The organism is Paenibacillus sp. 22594 (assembly GCF_052044425.1).
Lineage (GTDB): Bacteria > Bacillota > Bacilli > Paenibacillales > Paenibacillaceae > Paenibacillus_AQ.
This window is the reverse complement of the sequence record NZ_JBQENA010000013.1, coordinates 110,382-130,310: the sequence shown is the minus strand read 5'-3', so window position 1 is coordinate 130,310 and position 19,929 is coordinate 110,382. Positions and strand designations below refer to the sequence as shown.

The 19,929-nt window shown below is 50.7% G+C and carries 17 protein-coding genes and 7 tRNA genes; 21 read left to right on the top strand and 3 right to left on the bottom strand.

Annotated features, from left to right (window positions below; translation table 11 throughout):
• The 8 genes from ACTJKB_RS28160 to ACTJKB_RS28125 form a co-directional block, all read left to right on the top strand.
• Positions 1–651: AAA family ATPase (locus ACTJKB_RS28160; protein WP_440837611.1), on the top strand; the 651-nt coding region annotated here is incomplete at its 5' end.
• Positions 652–734: 83 nt separating this feature from the next.
• Positions 735–806, top strand: a tRNA-Glu gene (locus tag ACTJKB_RS28155).
• An 88-nt stretch (positions 807–894) separates the two neighbouring features.
• Positions 895–970, top strand: a tRNA-Val gene (locus tag ACTJKB_RS28150).
• A gap of 33 nt (positions 971–1,003) precedes the next feature.
• Positions 1,004–1,080 (top strand) — tRNA-Met (locus tag ACTJKB_RS28145).
• Between the two features lie 4 nt (positions 1,081–1,084).
• Positions 1,085–1,162, top strand: a tRNA-Asp gene (locus tag ACTJKB_RS28140).
• A gap of 94 nt (positions 1,163–1,256) precedes the next feature.
• Positions 1,257–1,331 (top strand) — tRNA-Gly (locus tag ACTJKB_RS28135).
• A gap of 7 nt (positions 1,332–1,338) precedes the next feature.
• Positions 1,339–1,415, top strand: a tRNA-Arg gene (locus ACTJKB_RS28130).
• Between the two features lie 23 nt (positions 1,416–1,438).
• Positions 1,439–1,517: transfer RNA gene (locus tag ACTJKB_RS28125), tRNA-Leu, on the top strand.
• Positions 1,518–1,584: 67 nt separating this feature from the next.
• Here ACTJKB_RS28125 and ACTJKB_RS28120 read toward each other — a convergent pair.
• Positions 1,585–2,796, bottom strand: a complete 1,212-nt coding sequence (locus ACTJKB_RS28120) for an MDR family MFS transporter (RefSeq protein ID WP_440837610.1) — start codon at positions 2,794–2,796, stop codon at positions 1,585–1,587.
• A gap of 115 nt (positions 2,797–2,911) precedes the next feature.
• On the opposite strand from ACTJKB_RS28120, the gene ACTJKB_RS28115 reads away from it, so the two are divergent.
• Positions 2,912–3,793: a helix-turn-helix domain-containing protein gene (locus tag ACTJKB_RS28115; RefSeq protein ID WP_440837609.1), complete on the top strand. Its 882-nt coding sequence runs from the start codon at positions 2,912–2,914 to the stop codon at positions 3,791–3,793.
• Between the two features lie 84 nt (positions 3,794–3,877).
• On the opposite strand, the gene fabV is transcribed toward ACTJKB_RS28115, so the two are convergent.
• Complete coding sequence (fabV, locus tag ACTJKB_RS28110) at positions 3,878–5,068, bottom strand: enoyl-ACP reductase FabV (RefSeq protein ID WP_440837608.1); 1,191 nt, start codon at positions 5,066–5,068, stop codon at positions 3,878–3,880.
• Positions 5,069–5,236: 168 nt separating this feature from the next.
• On the opposite strand from fabV, the gene ACTJKB_RS28105 reads away from it, so the two are divergent.
• From ACTJKB_RS28105 to yajC, 12 genes are all read left to right on the top strand, one after another.
• Positions 5,237–6,211: an ornithine cyclodeaminase family protein gene (locus tag ACTJKB_RS28105; RefSeq protein WP_440837607.1), complete on the top strand. Its 975-nt coding sequence runs from the start codon at positions 5,237–5,239 to the stop codon at positions 6,209–6,211.
• Positions 6,212–6,224: 13 nt separating this feature from the next.
• Positions 6,225–7,385, top strand: a complete 1,161-nt coding sequence (locus tag ACTJKB_RS28100; RefSeq protein WP_440837606.1) for a dipeptidase — start codon at positions 6,225–6,227, stop codon at positions 7,383–7,385.
• A 12-nt stretch (positions 7,386–7,397) separates the two neighbouring features.
• Positions 7,398–9,530 carry a CocE/NonD family hydrolase gene (locus ACTJKB_RS28095; RefSeq protein WP_440837605.1) on the top strand — a complete coding sequence of 711 codons (2,133 nt, stop codon included), beginning with the start codon at positions 7,398–7,400 and terminating at the stop codon, positions 9,528–9,530.
• 113 nt (positions 9,531–9,643) lie between these two features.
• Positions 9,644–10,885, top strand: coding sequence for a serpin family protein (locus tag ACTJKB_RS28090; protein WP_440837604.1), 1,242 nt, complete (start codon positions 9,644–9,646; stop codon positions 10,883–10,885).
• Between the two features lie 91 nt (positions 10,886–10,976).
• On the top strand, positions 10,977–11,747 hold the full coding sequence (locus ACTJKB_RS28085) for a BofC C-terminal domain-containing protein (RefSeq protein ID WP_440837603.1): 771 nt from the start codon (positions 10,977–10,979) through the stop codon (positions 11,745–11,747).
• A gap of 323 nt (positions 11,748–12,070) precedes the next feature.
• A complete protein-coding gene (gene ruvC, locus ACTJKB_RS28080) occupies positions 12,071–12,574 on the top strand; it encodes a crossover junction endodeoxyribonuclease RuvC (protein WP_074086249.1) in 504 nt (167 codons plus the stop codon).
• A complete protein-coding gene (ruvA, locus tag ACTJKB_RS28075; RefSeq protein WP_440837602.1) occupies positions 12,571–13,194 on the top strand; it encodes a Holliday junction branch migration protein RuvA in 624 nt (207 codons plus the stop codon). Before ruvC ends, ruvA begins: the two co-directional genes overlap by 4 nt.
• 29 nt (positions 13,195–13,223) lie before the next feature.
• Complete coding sequence (ruvB, locus tag ACTJKB_RS28070) at positions 13,224–14,228, top strand: Holliday junction branch migration DNA helicase RuvB (protein WP_440837601.1); 1,005 nt, start codon at positions 13,224–13,226, stop codon at positions 14,226–14,228.
• A gap of 44 nt (positions 14,229–14,272) precedes the next feature.
• Positions 14,273–16,357: a SpoIID/LytB domain-containing protein gene (locus tag ACTJKB_RS28065; protein ID WP_440837600.1), complete on the top strand. Its 2,085-nt coding sequence runs from the start codon at positions 14,273–14,275 to the stop codon at positions 16,355–16,357.
• A gap of 9 nt (positions 16,358–16,366) precedes the next feature.
• Positions 16,367–17,395 (top strand): tRNA preQ1(34) S-adenosylmethionine ribosyltransferase-isomerase QueA, encoded by a 1,029-nt coding sequence (queA, locus tag ACTJKB_RS28060; protein WP_440837599.1) that lies wholly within the window; start codon positions 16,367–16,369, stop codon positions 17,393–17,395.
• Between the two features lie 21 nt (positions 17,396–17,416).
• The gene (gene tgt, locus ACTJKB_RS28055; RefSeq protein WP_074086254.1) at positions 17,417–18,553 is read left to right on the top strand and encodes a tRNA guanosine(34) transglycosylase Tgt; all 1,137 of its coding nucleotides are present in this window, start codon (positions 17,417–17,419) and stop codon (positions 18,551–18,553) included.
• A gap of 45 nt (positions 18,554–18,598) precedes the next feature.
• Positions 18,599–18,913 carry a preprotein translocase subunit YajC gene (gene yajC / locus ACTJKB_RS28050; RefSeq protein WP_074112186.1) on the top strand — a complete coding sequence of 105 codons (315 nt, stop codon included), beginning with the start codon at positions 18,599–18,601 and terminating at the stop codon, positions 18,911–18,913.
• Between the two features lie 83 nt (positions 18,914–18,996).
• Here the strand turns inward: yajC and ACTJKB_RS28045 are convergent, their stop codons facing one another.
• On the bottom strand, positions 18,997–19,836 hold the full coding sequence (locus tag ACTJKB_RS28045; protein ID WP_440837598.1) for a phosphatase PAP2 family protein: 840 nt from the start codon (positions 19,834–19,836) through the stop codon (positions 18,997–18,999).
• Between the last annotated feature and the right edge of the window lie 93 nt (positions 19,837–19,929).

Sequence of the window (19,929 nt, the reverse complement as noted above, 5' to 3'; positions counted from 1 at the left end):
GGACCGAAGGGTCCTGGGAGAGTAGGACGCCGCCAAGCACATGAAGCCATTGTTGAGCAATCGACAATGGCTTTTTTTGTACATATTAAGAAATATGATATCTTGGTGGTGGCTCTTATAATTATTTGGGTGAATGGCGCGTTTGGTTCTGGGAAGACATCAGTTGCTTATGAACTGCATCGCAGGCTACCTCAGTCCTTTGTTTTTGACCCTGAGAATACTGGATATTACCTTAGAGAAAACATCCCGCATGTCATGTCAAAAATGGATTTCCAGGATTATACTCTCTGGAGAGACTTTAATTATCAAATGTTGAAATACATAGACTCTGAATACAGCGGGACGGTTATCGTACCCATGACAGTTACTGATCCAATTTATTTCATGGAGATCATTGGCAGACTAAGAGAGGAGGGAATACTGATTAGTCAGTTCACCTTACGGGCCTCCCGTGAAACGCTGTTAACAAGATTGCACAGCCGTGGAGAGGAGGTGAATTCATGGGCTGCCCAACAAATTGATAGATGTGTTGAGGGCTTGAAACATGAGGTGTTCCACTATCATTTGGACACAGAGCTGCTGTCAATAGAAGATGTGGTAGAGTGTATTGCATCGCAGTTGGATATCACACTATTGCCAAGGAACAGCTGAAATCAAAATGAAATATTTATATTGCTATATCCTGTTAAACTTGATATAATATTTTTTGTTGTCGAAAAGAATATTAATATTTAGGCTCGTTGGTCAAGGGGTTAAGACACCTCCCTTTCACGGAGGTAACATGGGTTCGAATCCCATACGAGTCATTGTTTTAATTTTGAGGCTATAATGGGATTAATAACGTTTGCATTTAGCATGAGAATGTGTTAAGATCATTAAGTTGCTTCTTTCAATGGAGGCTTAGCTCAGCTGGGAGAGCATCTGCCTTACAAGCAGAGGGTCGGGGGTTCGAACCCCTCAGCCTCCACCATAGTGCTTTTCAAGAGAATATGTTTTTTACTGACGCGGGGTGGAGCAGCCCGGTAGCTCGTCGGGCTCATAACCCGAAGGCCGCAGGTTCAAATCCTGCCCCCGCAACCAATTTGGAACCGTGGTGTAGTTGGCCTAACATGCCTGCCTGTCACGCAGGAGATCGCGGGTTCGAATCCCGTCGGTTCCGCCATCATTACACTGCTTCAGGGATGAGAATCAGAGGCTAATCCATTAAGGATTCGTTGAGTTATCCTCTTAAGAAATGAATGTTATACATACCGTGTGCGGACGTGGCTCAGCGGTAGAGCATCGCCTTGCCAAGGCGAGGGTCGCGGGTTCGATTCCCGTCGTCCGCTCCATAATTTTGCGCCCTTAGCTCAGCTGGATAGAGCGTTTGACTACGAATCAAAAGGCCGGGAGTTCGAATCTCTCAGGGCGCGCCATTAATACTTATAAACAATAATTCGCCGGCGTGGCGGAATGGCAGACGCGCTCGACTCAAAATCGAGTGGGAAACCGTGGAGGTTCGAGTCCTCTCGCCGGTATACTTCAGTAGCCTTGTAAATCGCTTTTAGCGGTGTACAAGGCTATTTTTATTTTCTGGGAATTATCTCATTTCTCGAATATGTTCCGCTGATGCTTGAATTTGGATAGGCTAATGAGCCCGGAGCCGGTAATACATATGATGCATATCAGTCCGAATACTGGGAAACCGGATTGGAAGCCGAATTGATTCAGCAGGAGCGTTCCCAGGATAGGACCTCCGATGGTGCCGATTTTGACAAACTCAGAGCAGCCGAAGTATAAGCCTTTGGCTGATTCTGAAGCAAGCTCATCTATCAGTGTGTCGAAGCGTGCACCTATTAATAATTCTCCCAGACTGAAAAGTAGAATGAAGATCAGAGGAACTGTATAAGAAGTGGCGGGAAACAGGAAGGACAAAAAACTTATGCTGATCAGTAAATTGCTGAGCAGTACAACGTTAAAAGGGTTCCAGTTGGATAACCAGCGAAGCATTGCAAACTGGACGATGAGAATAATAAGAGCATTGGCTGATAACAAGGTAGAGTATAGCTGAATGCCGTTAGTTAAGGAACTGGTGTTGGCCAGGTACTGTGACACTGTCGCGTTCAGCTGGGAATAGCCGAAGAAGGAGAAACTCATACCGGCTAGCAGCAGAAGGAATACATGGTCTTGTAGGAGTAGTTTGAAGGCATGGGGGCTGTACTTCGCTTTTTGCGGTGCAGACGCTTCTATACCCGGTAGATCGCGGAAGAAGAATCGTGTGGATATCCCGTATAGAATGTACAGAATGCCGAGGAGTACATAAGGAAACAATGTCATTTTCATGTTAAATAGCAGGCTTAGTAGTGGACCGACAAAAGCACCGAGATTAATCGCTGCATACCTCAGATTGAATACCAACAGCCGATTCTCCGGGGGAGTCTGGGTAGAGAGTACTTTTTTGCTTGCTGGCTCAAAGATCGAGTAACATAATCCGTTAAGGCCGCTAAGCAGGAGAAAGTGCCATGAGCTGTCGGCAAAATAATAGAATATAAATACGGCTCCCCAGGCGGTGGGGACATAACCCATAATTCTTTTCAAAGAAAGCTTATCTACCAGGAATCCGCCAAAACCGCCGAAACAAACATTAATGAGCGGATTTATGCCGAGGATATAACCTGTATCCAGGAGCGAAAGGTTCTTTTGATTCGTCAAAAAGATCGCCAGAAAAGGAGTGCTCATAAAAAGTGCTGTTCTCGTAAAAAAGGTTCCTATGAGGATATTCCAAACTTTTCTGTTCAGGTTCCGAGGTACGTTCATTCTTATTCTCTTCCTTCTCTGCCGTTATGTGTTTTCATTGCGTCGAATGTAGCATACAATGAAAAAAAGACTGGAGAATTGTGCTGTATACTCACAACTTGAGTGGAGGAAAAGGATGTATCTTGGTACAACGATTCAACAGATCCGCAGGTCGAAAGGGATGAATCAAACCGAGCTTGCCCAGGGAATTATGAGCCGCTCCAACCTGTCGCGCTTTGAGGGAGGAAAGTACTATCCGGGTTATGACAAGCTAATTCTACTTCTGGATAAACTGGAGATGTCTCTTGAGGAGCTGCTGTTTCTGCATCAGGATCTCGCTCAGCCGATCAAACGGACGCTGCATCTTACGTTGGTTGAAGCCGGGAACCGGTATGATTTTGAAAAGCTTAGGGAGATCAGCCATGAATGCCTTGCTATGTATCGGAGTACAGGAACAGATGCCTTTTACCATTTGTATTTACTTGGGCAGGGAGTTCTGATCCAATATGGGCATGAAGATCAAATCAAGCAGATAAGTGAAGTAGCCAATACTATCAAGCCGTATTTGCTTGAGGTGGATACCTGGTATTTGTATGAATTCAAACTGCTCAACAACTTCCTGTTCACGTTAAGCAGTGACGATGCCATTTTTTTTGGACAAAGGGCTGTGCATGAATTTGATAAATATCATTCCTTTGCCGAGAGTAGAACCATTCAGCAGCATTTGCTCCAAAATATCTCGAATATCTGTCTGGCAGAGCAGAATTATGAGAAAAGCCTATTCTTTCTCAAGAGGGCATTACCGTTGGCTGACAAAACAAATCTGCTGTACGATAAGATCGTGACATCTGTATTATATGAGATTACACTGGTCTGCCTAAAGCGAAGCCAGGACACCACGAAATTAAAAAGCTATCTGGAGATTCTAAGGCAGCTTGATTTCATGGACAGTTATAATGCCCTGCTGGATGTGTGCCGAAAACATCTTTCTGAAGAATGGCCCCCAAGATCGTTGTGAAAAATAGCAAACGCAAATAAGCCGCCCCCTCGAACTTCAGGGAGCGGCTTATTTATCATGTGCAAGGCGGAATATTAAAAAGCATTAAACCTGGTTGGGAATCTCTACCGAAGGATCGGTATCGGCTTCGTAATCCACACCCTCGGTCTGGAAGCCAAACAGGTGGAAAAAGTCTTCGCGATAGCCTTCAAGGTCTGCCAGTACAGGAACATTGTCGGTTTCGAGCTCGTTCCAACGTCTCATAACTTCGATTTGCACATCCTCGCGCATTTCCCAATCATCAATCCGGATCAGGTGACTGCCGTCGGCAGCGGCTTTACCGCCATTGTACAGATGCTCTGCGAATAAACGGTACATTTGCTGGATACAGTTTTCATGCAGTTCCTTATCCTTCATCACTCTATACAGTGCAGAAATGTACAGTGGAACTACTGGAATAGCCGAGCTGGACTGCGTGACAAGTGCTTTGTTAACCGATACAAAAGCGCGTCCACCCGTTAAAGCGAGCTTCTCATTCAGCGCGATAGCTGTTTGCTCCAGATGATTTTTGGCCTGTCCAATGGTTCCGTCCCGGTAGATCGGATGGGTGATTTTTGGCCCGATGTAGGAGTAGGCTACTGTAGTTGCCCCATCTGCCAGTACACCGGCTGCCTGCAGCTGATCGATCCACATACCCCAGTCTTCCCCGCCCATAACGGCGATTGTCTGGCGGACTTCTTCTTCTGTCGCAGGCTCAATAGTCACCGTGGAGACCTCTCCGGTATGGAAGTTCATTGTCTTGTTCGTATAGGCAGTCCCTACCGGCTTAATTACTGAGGAGAAGGTTTCGCCTGTTACGGGATGGGTACGGCGCGGGGAAGCGACACTATACACTACAAGATCCACCTTGCCATATTCCGCCTTGATTAGATCAATTGTTGCGGACTTGATAGCATCGGAGAAGGCATCCCCAACGATGCTGTGGGATTTGAGACCTTGCCCTGCTGCGGCCTGCTCAAAAGCAGCGGAATTGTACCACCCTGCAGAAGCGGTGCGAACCCCTTCAGCAGCCTTGTCAAAGAATACACCGATCGTATTGGCTCCAGCTCCAAAAGCGGCAGCAATCCGCGAAGCTAAACCGTATCCGGTGGAGGCGCCGATAACGAGCACATTCACGGGTCCGGTTAGCTTCTTCTGTGCTTTTACATAATCAATTTGTTCCTGTATTTGTTTGGCGCACCCTTCCGGATGGGCAGTTGTACAAATGAAGCCGCGCGTTTTTGGCTGAATGATCATCAAGGATTACCCCTTTGTTTTAGTTTTTAACTTTTTTCGCTAATATAGAGTATAGCAAATGATGGCCTAGAAAGATAAGTATGATTGTATTTTTATAGTCATTAGAACGATTGTACAATAGCGAAGTCTGCTATTACTTGGTAAACAGGTTGGCGGGAGGGATTAGGAATGCGTATTATTAGCGGAAGCGAAGCAGCGGAGATATTGACGATGAAGGCAGCGATCCGGGTAATGGGAGATGTGCTGACGGATCTCGCCCGCGGGGAGGCGGTGCAGAGCCTGCGGCAGGTCTTGCCGCTGCAGGAGGGGAATCTTCTGGGTCTGATGCCGGGTTATTTGCGGAGGGAGGCCGTGGCGGGAGCGAAATTGATTAGCGTATTCCCGCATAACCATAGCTCGGGGCTGCCTTCCCATCAGGGTGCCGTCGCCGTATTCGACGCGTCAACGGGGAATCTCCGCGCGATAGTCAACGGGCAGGCGATTACAGCGATCCGTACGGCTGCGGTCAGTGCGGTGGCGACACAGCTGCTGGTACGGGAAGATGCAGAAGCTCTGACGATAATAGGCACTGGTGAGCAGGCCGAGAGCCACTTGGAGGCAATGCTGCAGGTCCGCGGCATCAAGCGGGTCAAGGTATGGGGGAGAACGCAGGGCAAGGCGAAGCGCTTTGCGGAAGCGATGAGCGGGAAGTGGGGGGTGCAGATCAGCGCGGTTGGATCCGTCCGAGATGCAGTCTGGGATGCAGATATAATCTGCACCGTTACGGCGTCCACGCAGCCGGTCCTCTTAGGAGAATGGGTCAAGCCGGGAGTACATATTAACGCGGTAGGCGCTTGCAGGCCTATGGACCGCGAACTGGATACGGCGCTGGTTGCCGGGTCAAGGCTCTATGTGGACCGGCTGGAGTCTGCTATCCATGAGGCGGGAGACTATCTGATTCCGTTGGCGGAGGGGGCTATCTCCTCCGGGCATATTGTTGGTGAGATCGGCGGATTACTGTGCGGCAGCGTTAAGGGCAGAAATAGTGAAACGGAAATTACACTGTTCAAAAGCCTGGGGCTTGCCATTGAAGATCTGGCCGCTGCCCATTACGTTTATGAGCAGGCGGTTCTTTTAGATAAAGGCGTTGAAATTGCATTTTAGGAGGAGGGTATCCATGGACAAACCTGAGGGTTTGTATGATTTCAAATTGGGCGAGGAGCAAGAGCAGCGGGCACGCCGCCTTCATGATGAGAACATTAATATTGATCTGCTGTTTCAGGGGCCACTGTCGCCCAGCGTGATCCCGGCGGACGTCTCCCGGAAGATTCATGAGCTGTGTGAGCCTTATAAGGACGATCCCATGTTCTTCAGCGCTATGCCCGCCAAGTGGGTAACGAAGCTGTCCGCAAGCGGCGAGATCCCCCAGTACAAGGAGGAGTGGTATAAGTCGGGAATTACGGCCGGCAACCGTGAGCTCCATCTAAATGACGGGGTGAGTATCATTACCAGCATGACCGAAGTGCAGTTGCAGTTCGATTCCGCGCCCTGGCTCGTCAAAGCCTTGACGGCTGAAGATATCCGCGAAGCCAAGCGTGCTGGCCGGAAAGCTGGAATTATCACTGCGCAGGAAACCGATGGACTGGGTAAAAACCTGGAGCTGCTGGATGCCCTGCACAGCTTTGGTCTGAGAATTCTGCAGCTGACCTATAACAATCAAAACCTGATTGGTTCGGGCTGCGCAGAACAGGCGAATGGCGGACTGTCTAATTTTGGTGTGCGTTTTGTGGAACGCTTGAATCAGCTGGGGATCATCGTGGATACCGGGCACTGCGGCAAACAGACCACGCTGGAGGCCTGCAGGTTCTCACAGGCGCCTGTGATTGCCTCACATACCGGTGTAGAGGCGATTTATCCCCATATGCGCTGCAAGAGCGACGAGGAGATCCAAGCAATAGCTGCTACAGGCGGAGTTATTGGTATTTTTGCGATGCCGTGGTTTGTACATGAGGACCCTAACCATACCACCATAGAGCATATCCTGGACCATATTGAATACGTGATCCGGCTTGTCGGCATTGACCATGTAGGCATCGGTACGGACTGGCCCATGAGTGATCTGGACTGGTCGCTGGTATACTTCAAGGAGCAGGTCGCACCGAAGTTGGGTTTTGCCAAGGGGGATGGGCCATCCACGGAATTGGTGAAGGGCCTTGAAAAATACAGCTATTTCATCAATTTCACCAGAGGCCTGGTAGCACGCGGCTACACGGATGAAGATATTGCAAAGATCATGGGCGGTAACTGGCTTCGTGTATTTGAACAAATTTGCGGATAGGGGGCTGATGAAGTGACAGGGACTACTAATTTACATAATAGTTTGTTTAACTTCTATTGCTCGGGTGTGTACAGCGGGAGGATTTATTTTACAGACCAGGAAGTGATGCACGCCAAGGTGGACACCCGCAGACGTACGCAAATGCAGGAAAACAAACTGGATCCGGGAGCGAAATATGTGCTTCCATTGGCTAAAATCCGCGAGAAGCTCGATGTGTACAGTCAAACAGAGTGGGTGGGAGAAGAGGTGGTACTGGCTACGGGAGATGTCTACCAGAGACATATCCAGTATCACGCTGAAATCCAGGGTGTACAGCGGACCTCGCAGGTGTGGGCGCTGCGTACGGATACGGCACTGGATATTGTGACGCTGGACGGAGAAATCATCGCTTTTTTGGCGCCCAACCGGTATGGCATTGAATTGATTGTAAAAGAGGGCTATGAAAAGCTCACTCCCCTCACCGTGTACGATGAGCCACTGTTGTCCCAGCCGGAGTATGGGGTGAACGATCTCGGCACGTATCTGATTCCGATGCGGGACGGCGTGAGGCTGGCTACGGATGTGTTTTTGCCCGAGGGCATTCAGCCTGGATTCAAGCTTCCGGCGATTCTGGTCAGAACCTGCTATGACCGCAATGGCAAAAAAGAGATTTTTATGCGCTGGGCAAACAAGGGCTATGCCGTGGTGTCACAGGATGTGCGCGGACGGGCGGATTCGGAGGGTGAGCTGATTCCCTTTTATAATGAGCGGGATGACGGTTATGACACGATAGACTGGATTATTGCGCAGGAATGGTCGGACGGCAAAGTAGGCATGTGGGGAGCGTCCTATCTTGGCTATGTTGCTGTTGCTGCCGCCACCAGCGGACATCCGAATCTGAAGGCGGTTGTGGATGAAGTGAACGTGGGTTCGCCGTTCGTGGACACCGCCCGTAAAGGCGGGACGCTCTGTTCCTGGCCGCTGCTGTCATGGACTCTTGGGCAGTCGGTGGGAACACGGACGGATTTCGATATCTTTGGCGGCATTACGGTCAACCCGGAAGCGGCTGTCGATGCAAGGCCCATCAAAGATATACCGCAGCAGATGATTGGCAGATCCTCCGGGCCGTGGGAGCTGTGGAGCCAGCATCCGGAGTATGACGGGTTCTGGAAGAATTGTACCTTCACGGAGCGTGGAGATCAGGTCCGGGTTCCAATGTATGTGATCTCCGGGTGGTATGACGGCGACAGCCCAGGTGTCTCTGAGACCTGGAGGATGCTGACTGAGTATGATGTGCCGAACCGTAAAATCCGCCTGGGTGCTTGGGAACATGGACCGAACCGGGCGAGAGATCTTGGGGGCGTTGCTTTTGGAAATGACGCGGTAGTATATGACTATGATGTCTCCGTACTCCGCTGGTTTGACCGGTTCCTGAAGGATATTCCCAATGGTATCGATCTGGAGCCGCGCGCGGCTTATTATGTAGTGGGCGAGAACCGCTGGCGGACCTCGGAGGATTGGACACCGGTTGAGGCGGTGATCACTCCCTTCTATCTTGGCGGTGATGGCCGGGCAAATTCCTCTCTGGGTGACGGCAGGCTAGGACCTCAGCCAAAAGAGGTTTCGCCGGCAGATACCTACATCTATAATCCGGCCGAACCTGTAGATGACAGCGGGGAGAGGGAGCCTGAGAATATGCGGAGACATGAGCTGCGCAGCGATATTGTGGTGTATACGAGCGAGCCATTGCTGAAGAAGCTGACCATTGCCGGAGAGCTGTCGGCGGTCATTTACGCTGCGAGTACGGGCCTTGACACCGACTGGGTAGTAACGCTCAGCGATGTGAATAAAGAGGGCGATTCCGTGCGGTTGTCCAACTATATTGTGAGAGCCAAATACCGGCATGGATTAGAGAATCCGCAGCTGCTGGTGCCGGGACAGGTGGAGAAGTACGATATTTTCATGCAAAATATAGCCTATACCTTCGTTCCTGGACACCGGATTCGCTTCACGGTCACCTCTTCCAGCAAATTCGTAGCTTTTCCCAACACCAATACCGGAAACAACCCTTACGCGGATACCGAAGCGGTGATTGTGCAGCAGACCCTTTACCATGACAGCCAGTATCCGAGCCATATCCTACTGCCTGTGATTCCCAGCGTGTAATTTGCAAAAGGGGATTTGAAACATTTTCCATCTGATAGCGTCTGAAACAGTAAATGGCACTCGTGTGTATACGTTTGCTGAAGAAGATGATGAAAGGGGAAGATGTATTAGATATGGGCAAAAGTATACCCGTGCTCCTGCTGGCGTTTCTTCTGCTGGCAGGGTGCAGCCAAAGAGAGGATCCGATGAGCTATGCCGAAAGGCAAGCCTCTGCGGCCAAGCTGGATTTCCGGCTGGCGCAGCAGAGCAACCTGCTGGGCCTTAAGCTGTTCAGCCAATTAAGGGACAAGAGCGATGGCAATCTGACGATATCGCCGTACAGTATCGCCACCGCCCTGGCTCTAGCCTACAATGGCAGCGCCGGTGAAACGGCGGAAGAGCTGGGAAGGCTGCTGGGCTATGCACCTGGTGAACGGAAACAGCTGAATGCAAGCCATCAGGAGCTCATGCGGTTAATGCAGAATGCCGGGCCAGGGGTTGAGCTGAAGCTGGCCAATTCCGTCTGGGGTACCACCGGCATTCCGCTGCGTAAGGAATACTTGGCAACCAGCGAGGCTTATTATGATGCAGAGATCCGCAAAGTAGATTTGGCGGCACAGCGGTCGGTCAGCGAGATTAATGGATGGGTATCCAAGCACACAGAGCACAAAATAACGCAGATGCTGGACAAACCTCCTGGGCCACAAGCGGTAGCGGTGCTTGTTAACGCGCTGTATTTCAAGGGTGGATGGAAGGAAGCTTTTCCGGAGGAGGATACCCGGCAGGCAGACTTTCAACTCTCTACAAATGAAACGGTACAAGTGCCAATGATGCGTCAAAAGGGATACTTCTCGTACTCGGAACATGAAGATTGGCAAGCCATACGCATTCCTTATGGTGACAAGCAGATGGATATGCTTGTTATTCTGCCAAGTGTGCATTCTTCATTGGAAATGCTGGAAGCCCGGTTTGAGGCAGGCGGTTTTTCAGCCGAAGAGGATTTTGTGATGAATCAAGGGACTATCGGCTTGCCGCGGTTCAAGGTCAATTTCGGGACGGATTTGAAAGCGGCTGTACAGGCGCTGGGCGTGAAGCTTGCCTTTGATCCGGATAAGGGCGATTTCTCCAAGCTGGCTGATTCTTCTGATCCCATCTACATCAGTAATATCATTCATAAAACCTATATTGATGTGAACGAAAAAGGGACGGAAGCGTCAGCCTCTACGCTTGTTGAAATGGATGCAGGCGCTGCTCCTTCGCCCGGCCTGCCCTTTCAAATGACGGTCAACCGGCCGTTTTTATTTGTGATCGAAGACCGGCAGACTGGGGTCTGGTTGTTCATTGGGGCCGTCGAGAATCCGCTGCTATCCGATTGAAATCGGGGGGGTTCGTCAAATTTTCCACTTCTGCGCATAAATGTTCCCTTTACAGGTCACAATAGGGAAAAAGCAGAATGAAGGGATCAACGTGAATGCTTTTCGCTTAAAGAAACAACTGTGGCGGCGTTGGAGACGTTGGAAAAAGGCTCCCTGGGTAGGTGCGGCCTGTATCGTCTTGACAGTGCTGGCCTGGCGCGGTATGCAGGTCCCGGAGGAGCTCAGCAGTCTGCTGCGTGATTCGGAATGGGCAGTACCGGGCAACCTTAGCGAGCTAAGTCATGAGGCACAAACCGGTAATCCTGGTGGAAGTGTGCCTGTCACTGCGGCTGTGCACAGCCATGCTGAAGAGAATGGACGTGAAGGGGCAGTTGTAATGGATCATAAACAGCTGCTGAAGGCAATAAGTACGGAGCCGATTGCCCGAACGGTTCACTTTAAAACAACGTACATTTCTGGTGAGGAGATATTGACCCTTCCGGGGAAGGAATCGATCGCGCAGCTCAAAGGGGTCATCGCTGCACGACCGGACTGGAACGGCTGGATTAGTGAGGATGGCGATCTGTGGTTGGAGCACAGTATCAATGATTTGTCTCCGCAAATCAAGAAAGATGCGTTTATCGGAGTGGATGAGCATGGGAATCTGACTCTCTTCAAAGGTCCGCCAGCGGATGAGAAGGTGCTGAAGACCTTTTTTCAAATGGATATGGGCTCGATGAAATCTTCGCTGCCGGAAGATATTCTGAATCAGCTGCATGAAGGCATCCGTGTGCAGGATGCTGAAGAATACAATAGCGTCCTGTCCACCTTCAGCGATTATGCGCGGGATTCATCGGAACAGGTTATGCAAAGCGAAGAATAACATAGATGAAACGAAGGTCGCCTCTCCAGCTGCTGTTACAGCCGGGGTGGCTTTTTTCGTTAGCTGAAAATTTTATTATGTTCTCGGGGTCCCCGCAAAGTATCTGAATAACTTCCAAGTCAACGCTCCACTTTGTGGGGCGATTTTGTGTTGTGACGGTACGCTGGGACCAAAGTTCCTTTTCTCGGGGGATGGTAAACTTTTATGCTCCGGGAAGAAGGTTTTTTGCTATAATGGTTAGAAGGAATACATATGTTCGCTTCACAGCGTAGAGATGGATGAAAAGTAGGAATGTCTTGCCTGCTTAAGAGGAGAGATTGGATTTGCGCATCCTGGGAATTGACCCGGGGCTGGCGATTGTCGGCTTCGGCTTTGTAGATAAGGTAGGAAATAAATTAACTCCGGTTCAGTATGGATGCATCCAGACCGAGGCGCACACGCCGGAGGCAGAACGTCTGTTGCATGTCTATGAAGGCATGGTGCAGCTGATTGATAAATATAAGCCTGATGCGGTTGCAGTGGAAAAGCTTTTCTTCAGCCGTAATGTAACCACTGCCCTGCCGGTAGCACAGGCAAGAGGTGTAGTGATTCTGGCAGCTGTTCAAGCTGGACTTTCCATCGCGGAGTATACACCGATGATGGTAAAGCAGGCCGTGGTTGGTTATGGCAAAGCGGAGAAGAAGCAGGTACAGGAGATGGTGAAGCTGCTGCTGAAGCTGTCGGCTGTCCCGAAGCCCGATGATGTGGCGGATGCACTGGCGGTGGCGGTATGCCACGCCCATTCCGTCAGTCTTAATTCCAAATTAAATGAGGTATTGCGAAAATGATAGATTACTTAAGAGGACCGGTTGTACATTTGGAGTCGGACTATGTAGTCCTGGACGTTCAGGGGGTAGGGTACCGGGTGTTCTGCCCGAATCCATATGCGTTTGCCAAGGTGGAGGGTCCGGTGACTGTCTACATTCATTACCAGACGCGTGAGGACGCGACCCTATTGTTCGGGTTCCCTACAAGGGAAGAACAGAAGCTGTTCCGTAAACTGATAGAAGTATCCGGCATCGGCCCGCGTGTAGCCCTGGGTATTCTGACCGGAGGGACGCCTGATCAGCTGATCTCAGCGATTTATCAGGAGAATATTACCTTTCTGACCAAGCTTCCGGGGATCGGCAAGAAGACGGCCCAGCGGATGATTCTGGATCTGCGTGACAAGCTGGACGGCCTGAGCGGAGTAGCAATGCAGACCGGACTGTTCGCCGTAGCGGCTGAAGCACAGGCTGCAGCAGAAGCACTGCCTTGGGAGGAGGCACGGGACGGGCTGAAGGCCCTCGGTTATACCGAAGCCGAGCTGGACCGGGTATGGCTTACTATGAAGAAAGAAGGTGCAGATACAGGACCTGTAGATGTGCTGATGAAGAAGGCACTGGGGCTGCTGTTTATAGCCAAATAGGCTGCTTGACAGAACGGAGTGATGGATAAATGGATGACCGGATTATATCTGCTAACCTGATGATGGACGAGCAGGCGGTGGAGTTAAGTCTGCGCCCACGTTATCTGGGGGAATATATCGGACAGAACCAGGTAAAAGAGAATCTTAAAATATATATAGAAGCCGCCAAAATGCGAAGTGAGGCGCTTGACCATGTGCTGCTCTATGGCCCGCCAGGGCTGGGCAAAACCACACTCGCGAATATTATCGCCAACGAGCTTGGCGTCAATCTGCGGACAACGTCCGGTCCAGCCATTGAACGGCCTGGAGATCTGGCCGCGTTGCTGACCAATCTGCAGCAGGGCGATGTGCTGTTCATTGACGAGATTCACCGGCTTCACCGTACAGTCGAGGAGGTCATGTATCCGGCGATGGAGGACTTCGCGCTGGATATTATGATCGGCAAGGGGCCAAGCGCCCGCTCGGTGCGTCTGGATCTGCCGCCCTTTACGTTAATCGGCGCTACAACCCGTGCCGGGCTGCTGTCTGCACCGCTGCGTGACCGCTTCGGGGTCGTCAGCCGGCTGGAGTATTATAACATTGAGGAGCTGAGTTTCATTGTTTCCCGCAATGCAGAGCTGCTAGGCATCGAGATTCTCGGCGATGCTGCCGAGGAGATCGCCTTGCGAGCCCGGGGAACTCCCCGGATCGCCAACCGCCTGCTGAAGCGGGTCCGCGACTTCGCACAGGTGCGCGGTGACGGAATTATCACACCGGAGATTGCCGCAGAATCGCTGAAGATGCTCCAGGTAGACCCGCGCGGGCTGGATAGCATCGATCACAAGATGCTTTATTCCATGATCAGTTCCTTTCGGGGCGGACCTGTAGGTCTGGATACCATTGCTGCTACGATCGGAGAAGAGAGTCAGACTATCGAGGATGTGTATGAGCCTTATCTGCTGCAGATTGGCTTTCTACAGCGGACGCCGCGGGGGAGAGTCGTGACTCCTGCCGCTTATCAGCATTTGGGCCTCCCCATTCCTCCACAGCCGTAATAATCCTTGTTTTGCTATGATCTCTATTTTTAGGAGGCATCAAGATGAATCTTGCCAGGTGGAAAAAGACAGGAGTGGCCTTACTTGCAGGTGCTCTGATTGCAGGCGGCCTTCTTCTTCCAGCAGCTGATAGCCATGCCGATCCAAACGCAACCATCCGGGTTGCGCTGTATGCCGATATTGGCAGCAAATATAAATCTACCGTCCCTTATGTGACGCTGAGTTCGACAATGGGCTTCAGCCTGATGTCAGGCAGTGCCCAGCTGCTGCCCATTCCGGCCAATAACAAAATCCGGATCAGTCTCGACGGGTATAAGGTCAAGGTAATGGACAGCCCAACATGGCAGGCAGCCGCAGAAGCTGCCAAGCAGCTTCAATCGACCTCCGATAAACCGATGCTCTTCGTAGCTTCGCGGAATGGGGCAACGGTCTATCAGTTGTATACAGGCCCCTATACCAGTGAAAATGCGGCTAAGGAAGGCTTGAACCGGGTAGGCAAAGCAGGCCTAAACCTACCTCAGGGTCAGGTTCCGGCTTTGACGGGAAGTAAACATTTGTCTGCCGGAACCTTTGCTTCCCAGCAGGAAGCGGATGCTGTCATGAACACGATCACAGCTGCCGGATTCGACGCCTGGAAGACTCTGGTGAGCGGAACAGACGGCAGCGGACAAGTAGAAGTGTGGGTGGGCGAAGCGGCAAGCGACAGCGATCTTGCTGCTCTGCGAGCAGCAGTAACCTCTGTGCTTCCGCAGCTTGGCATATCCGATGGGGCGACTGCCAAGCCGGGAGTGATGATCCGTACGGATGCGGGACTGGACTGGGGCATTGAGAGCCAGGCGTTCCACTATCAGGTGTCCGGCACCGGAGCCAAGTTCGTAGCCTCCGGCAATTCTGCGGGCATTCAACTGGCTGAGCGTTCCAAACGTATTTACCGAGGCAACCTGGAGCTCAGCAGCCTCGCTGGATCCCTCGCGGTAATCAACGAAGTTCCGCTTGAGCAGTATTTGTATGCGGTTGTCGGCGGAGAAGTTTCTTCCGGCTGGCCGGATGAAGCGCTCAAGGCTCAGGCTGTAGCTGCTCGAAGTTACGCACTGGCGCAGGGCAACCGCTTTGACGTCGCCAGTGTGGTGGATACCACACTCAGCCAGGTATACAACGGTATAGGTGCTGAGGCGCCGGTGATTACCAGGGCAGTAGACGCTACTGCCGGCGAAGTGTTGATGAGCGGAGGGAAAATAGTTGAAGCCGTATTCTCCTCCAACAGCGGCGGTGTGACAGCTGATCCGTCGGAGGTCTGGGGCAATGGCGGCACTACTTTCGTCAGTGTAGCCAGCGCAGAGGATTCTGCAGCTGTCGCAGCATCGAAGAAGTGGTATTACCTGCTGCTTGATAGCGGGGTCTCGGGGTATGCGCGTGAGGACAATATCAAATTGACTGGCAGTAAAACGGCGGCTGGCCTGGACATGGCCACAGCGAGCACCAAAGATGTGAATATCCGTCCATTGCCTGTCATTGAGAGCAGTGCAAGTCCGCTGGGCAAGCTGAATCCCGGCGAGAATGCTGTAGTTCTGGACCAGTTCTATGAGAACGGAAGCTACAGCTGGGTTAAAGGACCTTACACCTCAGCGGATCTGCTCAAAAGCCTTTCAGGTAAGGTGAGTAATTCATTGCCGTCTTCTATCTTCAGTCTGGAGATTTCGCAGCGCGGGCCGTCTGGAAGAGTAACACAGGTAAAAGCCAACGGCGAGATTTTGCAGGTGAAATACCCTGATCTGTTCCGTTCAGCGCTGGGCGGATTGCCTAGTACTTTGTTTGATATTGTACCTGCCGGCAGTTATACTGTATTAGGCGCTGACGGCTCTAAGGGAACTGTTAACAGCTCCCAGAGCGTAGGCGTACTGTCCGCATCCGGCAAAGTGACGGTGAACGGCAGTGGTACGGTTGTCATGGGTGCAGATACATCGTCCAGAGCAGTCACGAATAGTCCCGGCTTTTATTTCATCGGCTGGGGAAATGGCCATGGACTTGGAATGTCCCAGTGGGGGATAAAGGGCATGGCTGACAAGGGGTATGATTATACGAAAATATTGCAACACTATTTTAATAACGTTACTATAGTTAAGGAATGAAGACTGACCATGAATGTAGACGATTATGATTTTCATTTGCCGGAAGAACTCATAGCCCAGACTCCGTTGTCTGACCGCAGCGCATCGCGGCTGCTGCTTGTGAACAAGGAAGATGGACAACTGGGGCATCGGCATTTTACGGATATACTGGAGCAATTTCAGCCAGGAGACACACTGGTTCTGAACGATACACGTGTAATTCCCGCCCGTCTCTTCGGAATAAAGGAAGACACTGGTGCGAAAGCGGAGGTTCTGCTGCTGAAGAATCTGGGTGAGGACCGCTGGGAAGCGCTGGTGAAGCCTGGTAAGAAGCTGAAGACCGGAGCTGTCATTATTTTCAGTGAGGAGCTTCGTGCAGTTATTGAGGATGAGGCTGACATGGGGGGACGGACACTCCGTTTCATCTATACGGGGATATTTCAGGAGATTCTGGACAGGCTGGGAAGCATGCCGCTTCCGCCGTATATCAAGGAGACACTGGATGACCGCGAGCGTTACCAGACCGTGTATGCCAAGCATGAAGGTTCAGCGGCCGCACCGACTGCCGGTTTGCATTTCACCCGGGAGCTGCTGGAGCAAATCAAGGCTAAAGGCGTCACGATTGCGTATATTACGCTTCATGTCGGACTTGGAACCTTCCGGCCCATGTCTGTTGAGAAGGTGGAAGAGCATGTAATGCATGCTGAGCACTTTGTATTGTCTAAGGAGACAGCAGATGTGCTTAATGCTTCCAAAGCTAGGGGCGGACGAATCATAGCTGTTGGTACAACGTCTTGCCGGACACTGGAAACGGTGGGCAGACAGTCCCAAGGCGGTCCAATTGAAGAATGCAGCGGCTGGACGGACATTTTTATCTATCCCGGATATAAATTTACCGTCGTAAACGCATTGATTACCAATTTCCACCTGCCAAAGTCTACATTGGTAATGCTGGTCAGCGCTCTGGCCGGCCGGGAGAATATCCTTGCCGCCTATGAGGCTGCGATTGAGCAGCAGTACCGATTTTTCAGCTTTGGCGACGCAATGTTTATTTATTAAGCAAGAGGAAGGGTTAAACATATGGCAGCAATCACTTATGAACACATCAAGACCTGCAAACAATCGGGAGCGCGGCTTGGCCGGGTGCATACCCCTCACGGTGTAATTGAGACACCTGCATTTATGCCTGTCGGCACGCTCGCTACCGTCAAAACAATGAGTCCTGAAGAGCTCAAGCAAATGGATGCTCATATTATTCTGAGCAACACTTACCATCTGTTCCTCCGGCCAGGGCATGATATTATCCGCGAAGCCGGCGGTCTGCACAAATTCATGAACTGGGACCGGCCGATCCTGACGGACAGCGGCGGCTTTCAAGTTTTCTCACTTAGTGATATGCGTAAAATCACCGAAGAAGGCGTGCATTTCCGTTCCCACTTGAACGGGGACAAGAAGTTTCTTTCACCGGAAGTGGCAATGGAGATCCAGAACGCCTTGGGTTCCGATATTATGATGGCTTTTGATGAATGCCCGCCGTATCCGGCAGAGTATGATTACGTTAAAAAGTCACTTGAACGCACCTCGCGCTGGGCTGAAAGATGCCTGAAAAGCCATGCCCGTCCTGAGGACCAAGGGCTGTTCGCCATCGTTCAAGGGGGCATGCATGAGGATTTACGGCGCCAGAGTGCAGCTGATTTGACTTCCATGGATTTCCCGGGGTATGCTATTGGAGGACTCAGCGTCGGAGAGTCCAAGCAGCTTATGTATGAAGTGCTGGATTATACGGTTCCACTGCTGCCGCAAGGAAAACCGCGTTATTTAATGGGCGTGGGGTCACCGGATGCACTGTTGGAAGGATCAATCCGCGGAGTAGACATGTTCGACTGTGTTCTGCCTACGCGTATAGCCCGTAATGGAACAACGATGACCAGTCAGGGTAGACTCGTAGTGCGCAACGCGCAGTATGCACGCGATTTCGGGCCACTTGATCCGGAATGTGACTGCTATACCTGCCGGAATTATTCCCGTGCTTATTTGCGCCATCTGATCAAAGCCGACGAAACTTTCGGCTTACGGTTAACGACATACCATAATTTGCACTTCCTGCTGGAATTGATGCGTAAAGTGCGTGAAGCCATCAGGGAAGATCGGCTGCTTGATTTTCGCGATGAGTTTTTTGCACAATACGGATTATATGATAATCTCAAAGGCTTCTAGTACAACTGGATTGTGCTTTATTGTTTTTTGAAAGGGGGGAGAATTATGGTACAGCAATTTCATTTTGCAGCAGCTTCAGGGGGCGGAAGCATTCTGGGTCTCGTAGGCCCATTCGTGCTGATGTTTGTGGTATTCTATTTCTTGCTGATTCGTCCACAGCAGAAGAAGACCAAAGCGCGCAACGGAATGTTGAAATCTTTGAAAAAAGGCGATAAGGTAGTAACTATTGGTGGTCTTCACGGCACGATCATGGAAATTTCCGATGATATCGTGGTCTTGCGGGTAAATGATGTAACCAAGCTGACCTTTGACCGGGGCTCCATCAGCCACTCTGTAGTCGAAGTAGAAGACAAAGAGTAGTTTATTAATGTAAAAGGTACATAAAAGCGGCGTCCTCTTATTATAGAGTGACGCCGCTTTTTTATTAAGTGAGACCAGGTTAATTAGCGGATTTCAGTTGCGCGGCTGCGGACAGCAAGTTTGCCATCTTCGCTGCGCAGGGTCAACTTGGCGAGCTGGACGGCAAGTGTAGTCGATACTACGGCCAGTAGTGTGCCGCCAAGCATGTCGGTCAGCCAGTGAATACCCAGATAGAATATACCGAACACAATGATGACCGCAGACACGGTGGTAATTGCCATCCAGCGGCGATTGCCGGAACGGAAGGCGAGCAGTGCTGTTGATACAGAAATTGCTGTGTGCAAGCTTGGAAAACAGTTGTTCAGCCCTGAGAGAGGTCTGTATTCCTGCTCAAACTTCGGAAAAACATCCAGCATGGTAAAGCGGACACCCGCCGGAACGTAGGACCAAACCTCGTTCACCGGGAAGTAGAGATAGAACGGAATGGCAATTGCATAATTAAGAATAATCGTATAGCAGGTCGCATAGAGCATTACCCGGTTCTTATCCAGCAGATAGACGCCAAGTGAAGCGGCCAGCACGGATTGAAGCATGAAGATATAGAAAAAAACAATAATCGGCGTCAGCCAAGGAGTAAAGAACAGATTCTGCAAATCCCTAACAAAATGGCCTTCAAGCCCAAAAACGAATGAGGTGTAATCAGAAGTGAGATGGAGCATTCTCTCAATCTGGAGTTCGTATTTATTCAGAGCCAGGACACCGAACATACCTGCAACCAGCAGTAGGAATTTATAAGAGCTCAGAAGTTCTCTTCCGATCTCAACAAAAGCCAGCAGAGGATTGCGAAGGGCACCAAGCCACATCAATACAGCAACAATGACAACCGTGTACAGCACTACATAATTCATGGATTGGTAAAGCAAAACAATCGAAGCCTCCTTGATCCCGCATGAAGTCATATAAATTCAGTTTACCATATTTTAAGGAGTAGGATTCGATTTTTTATGAAATTGAAT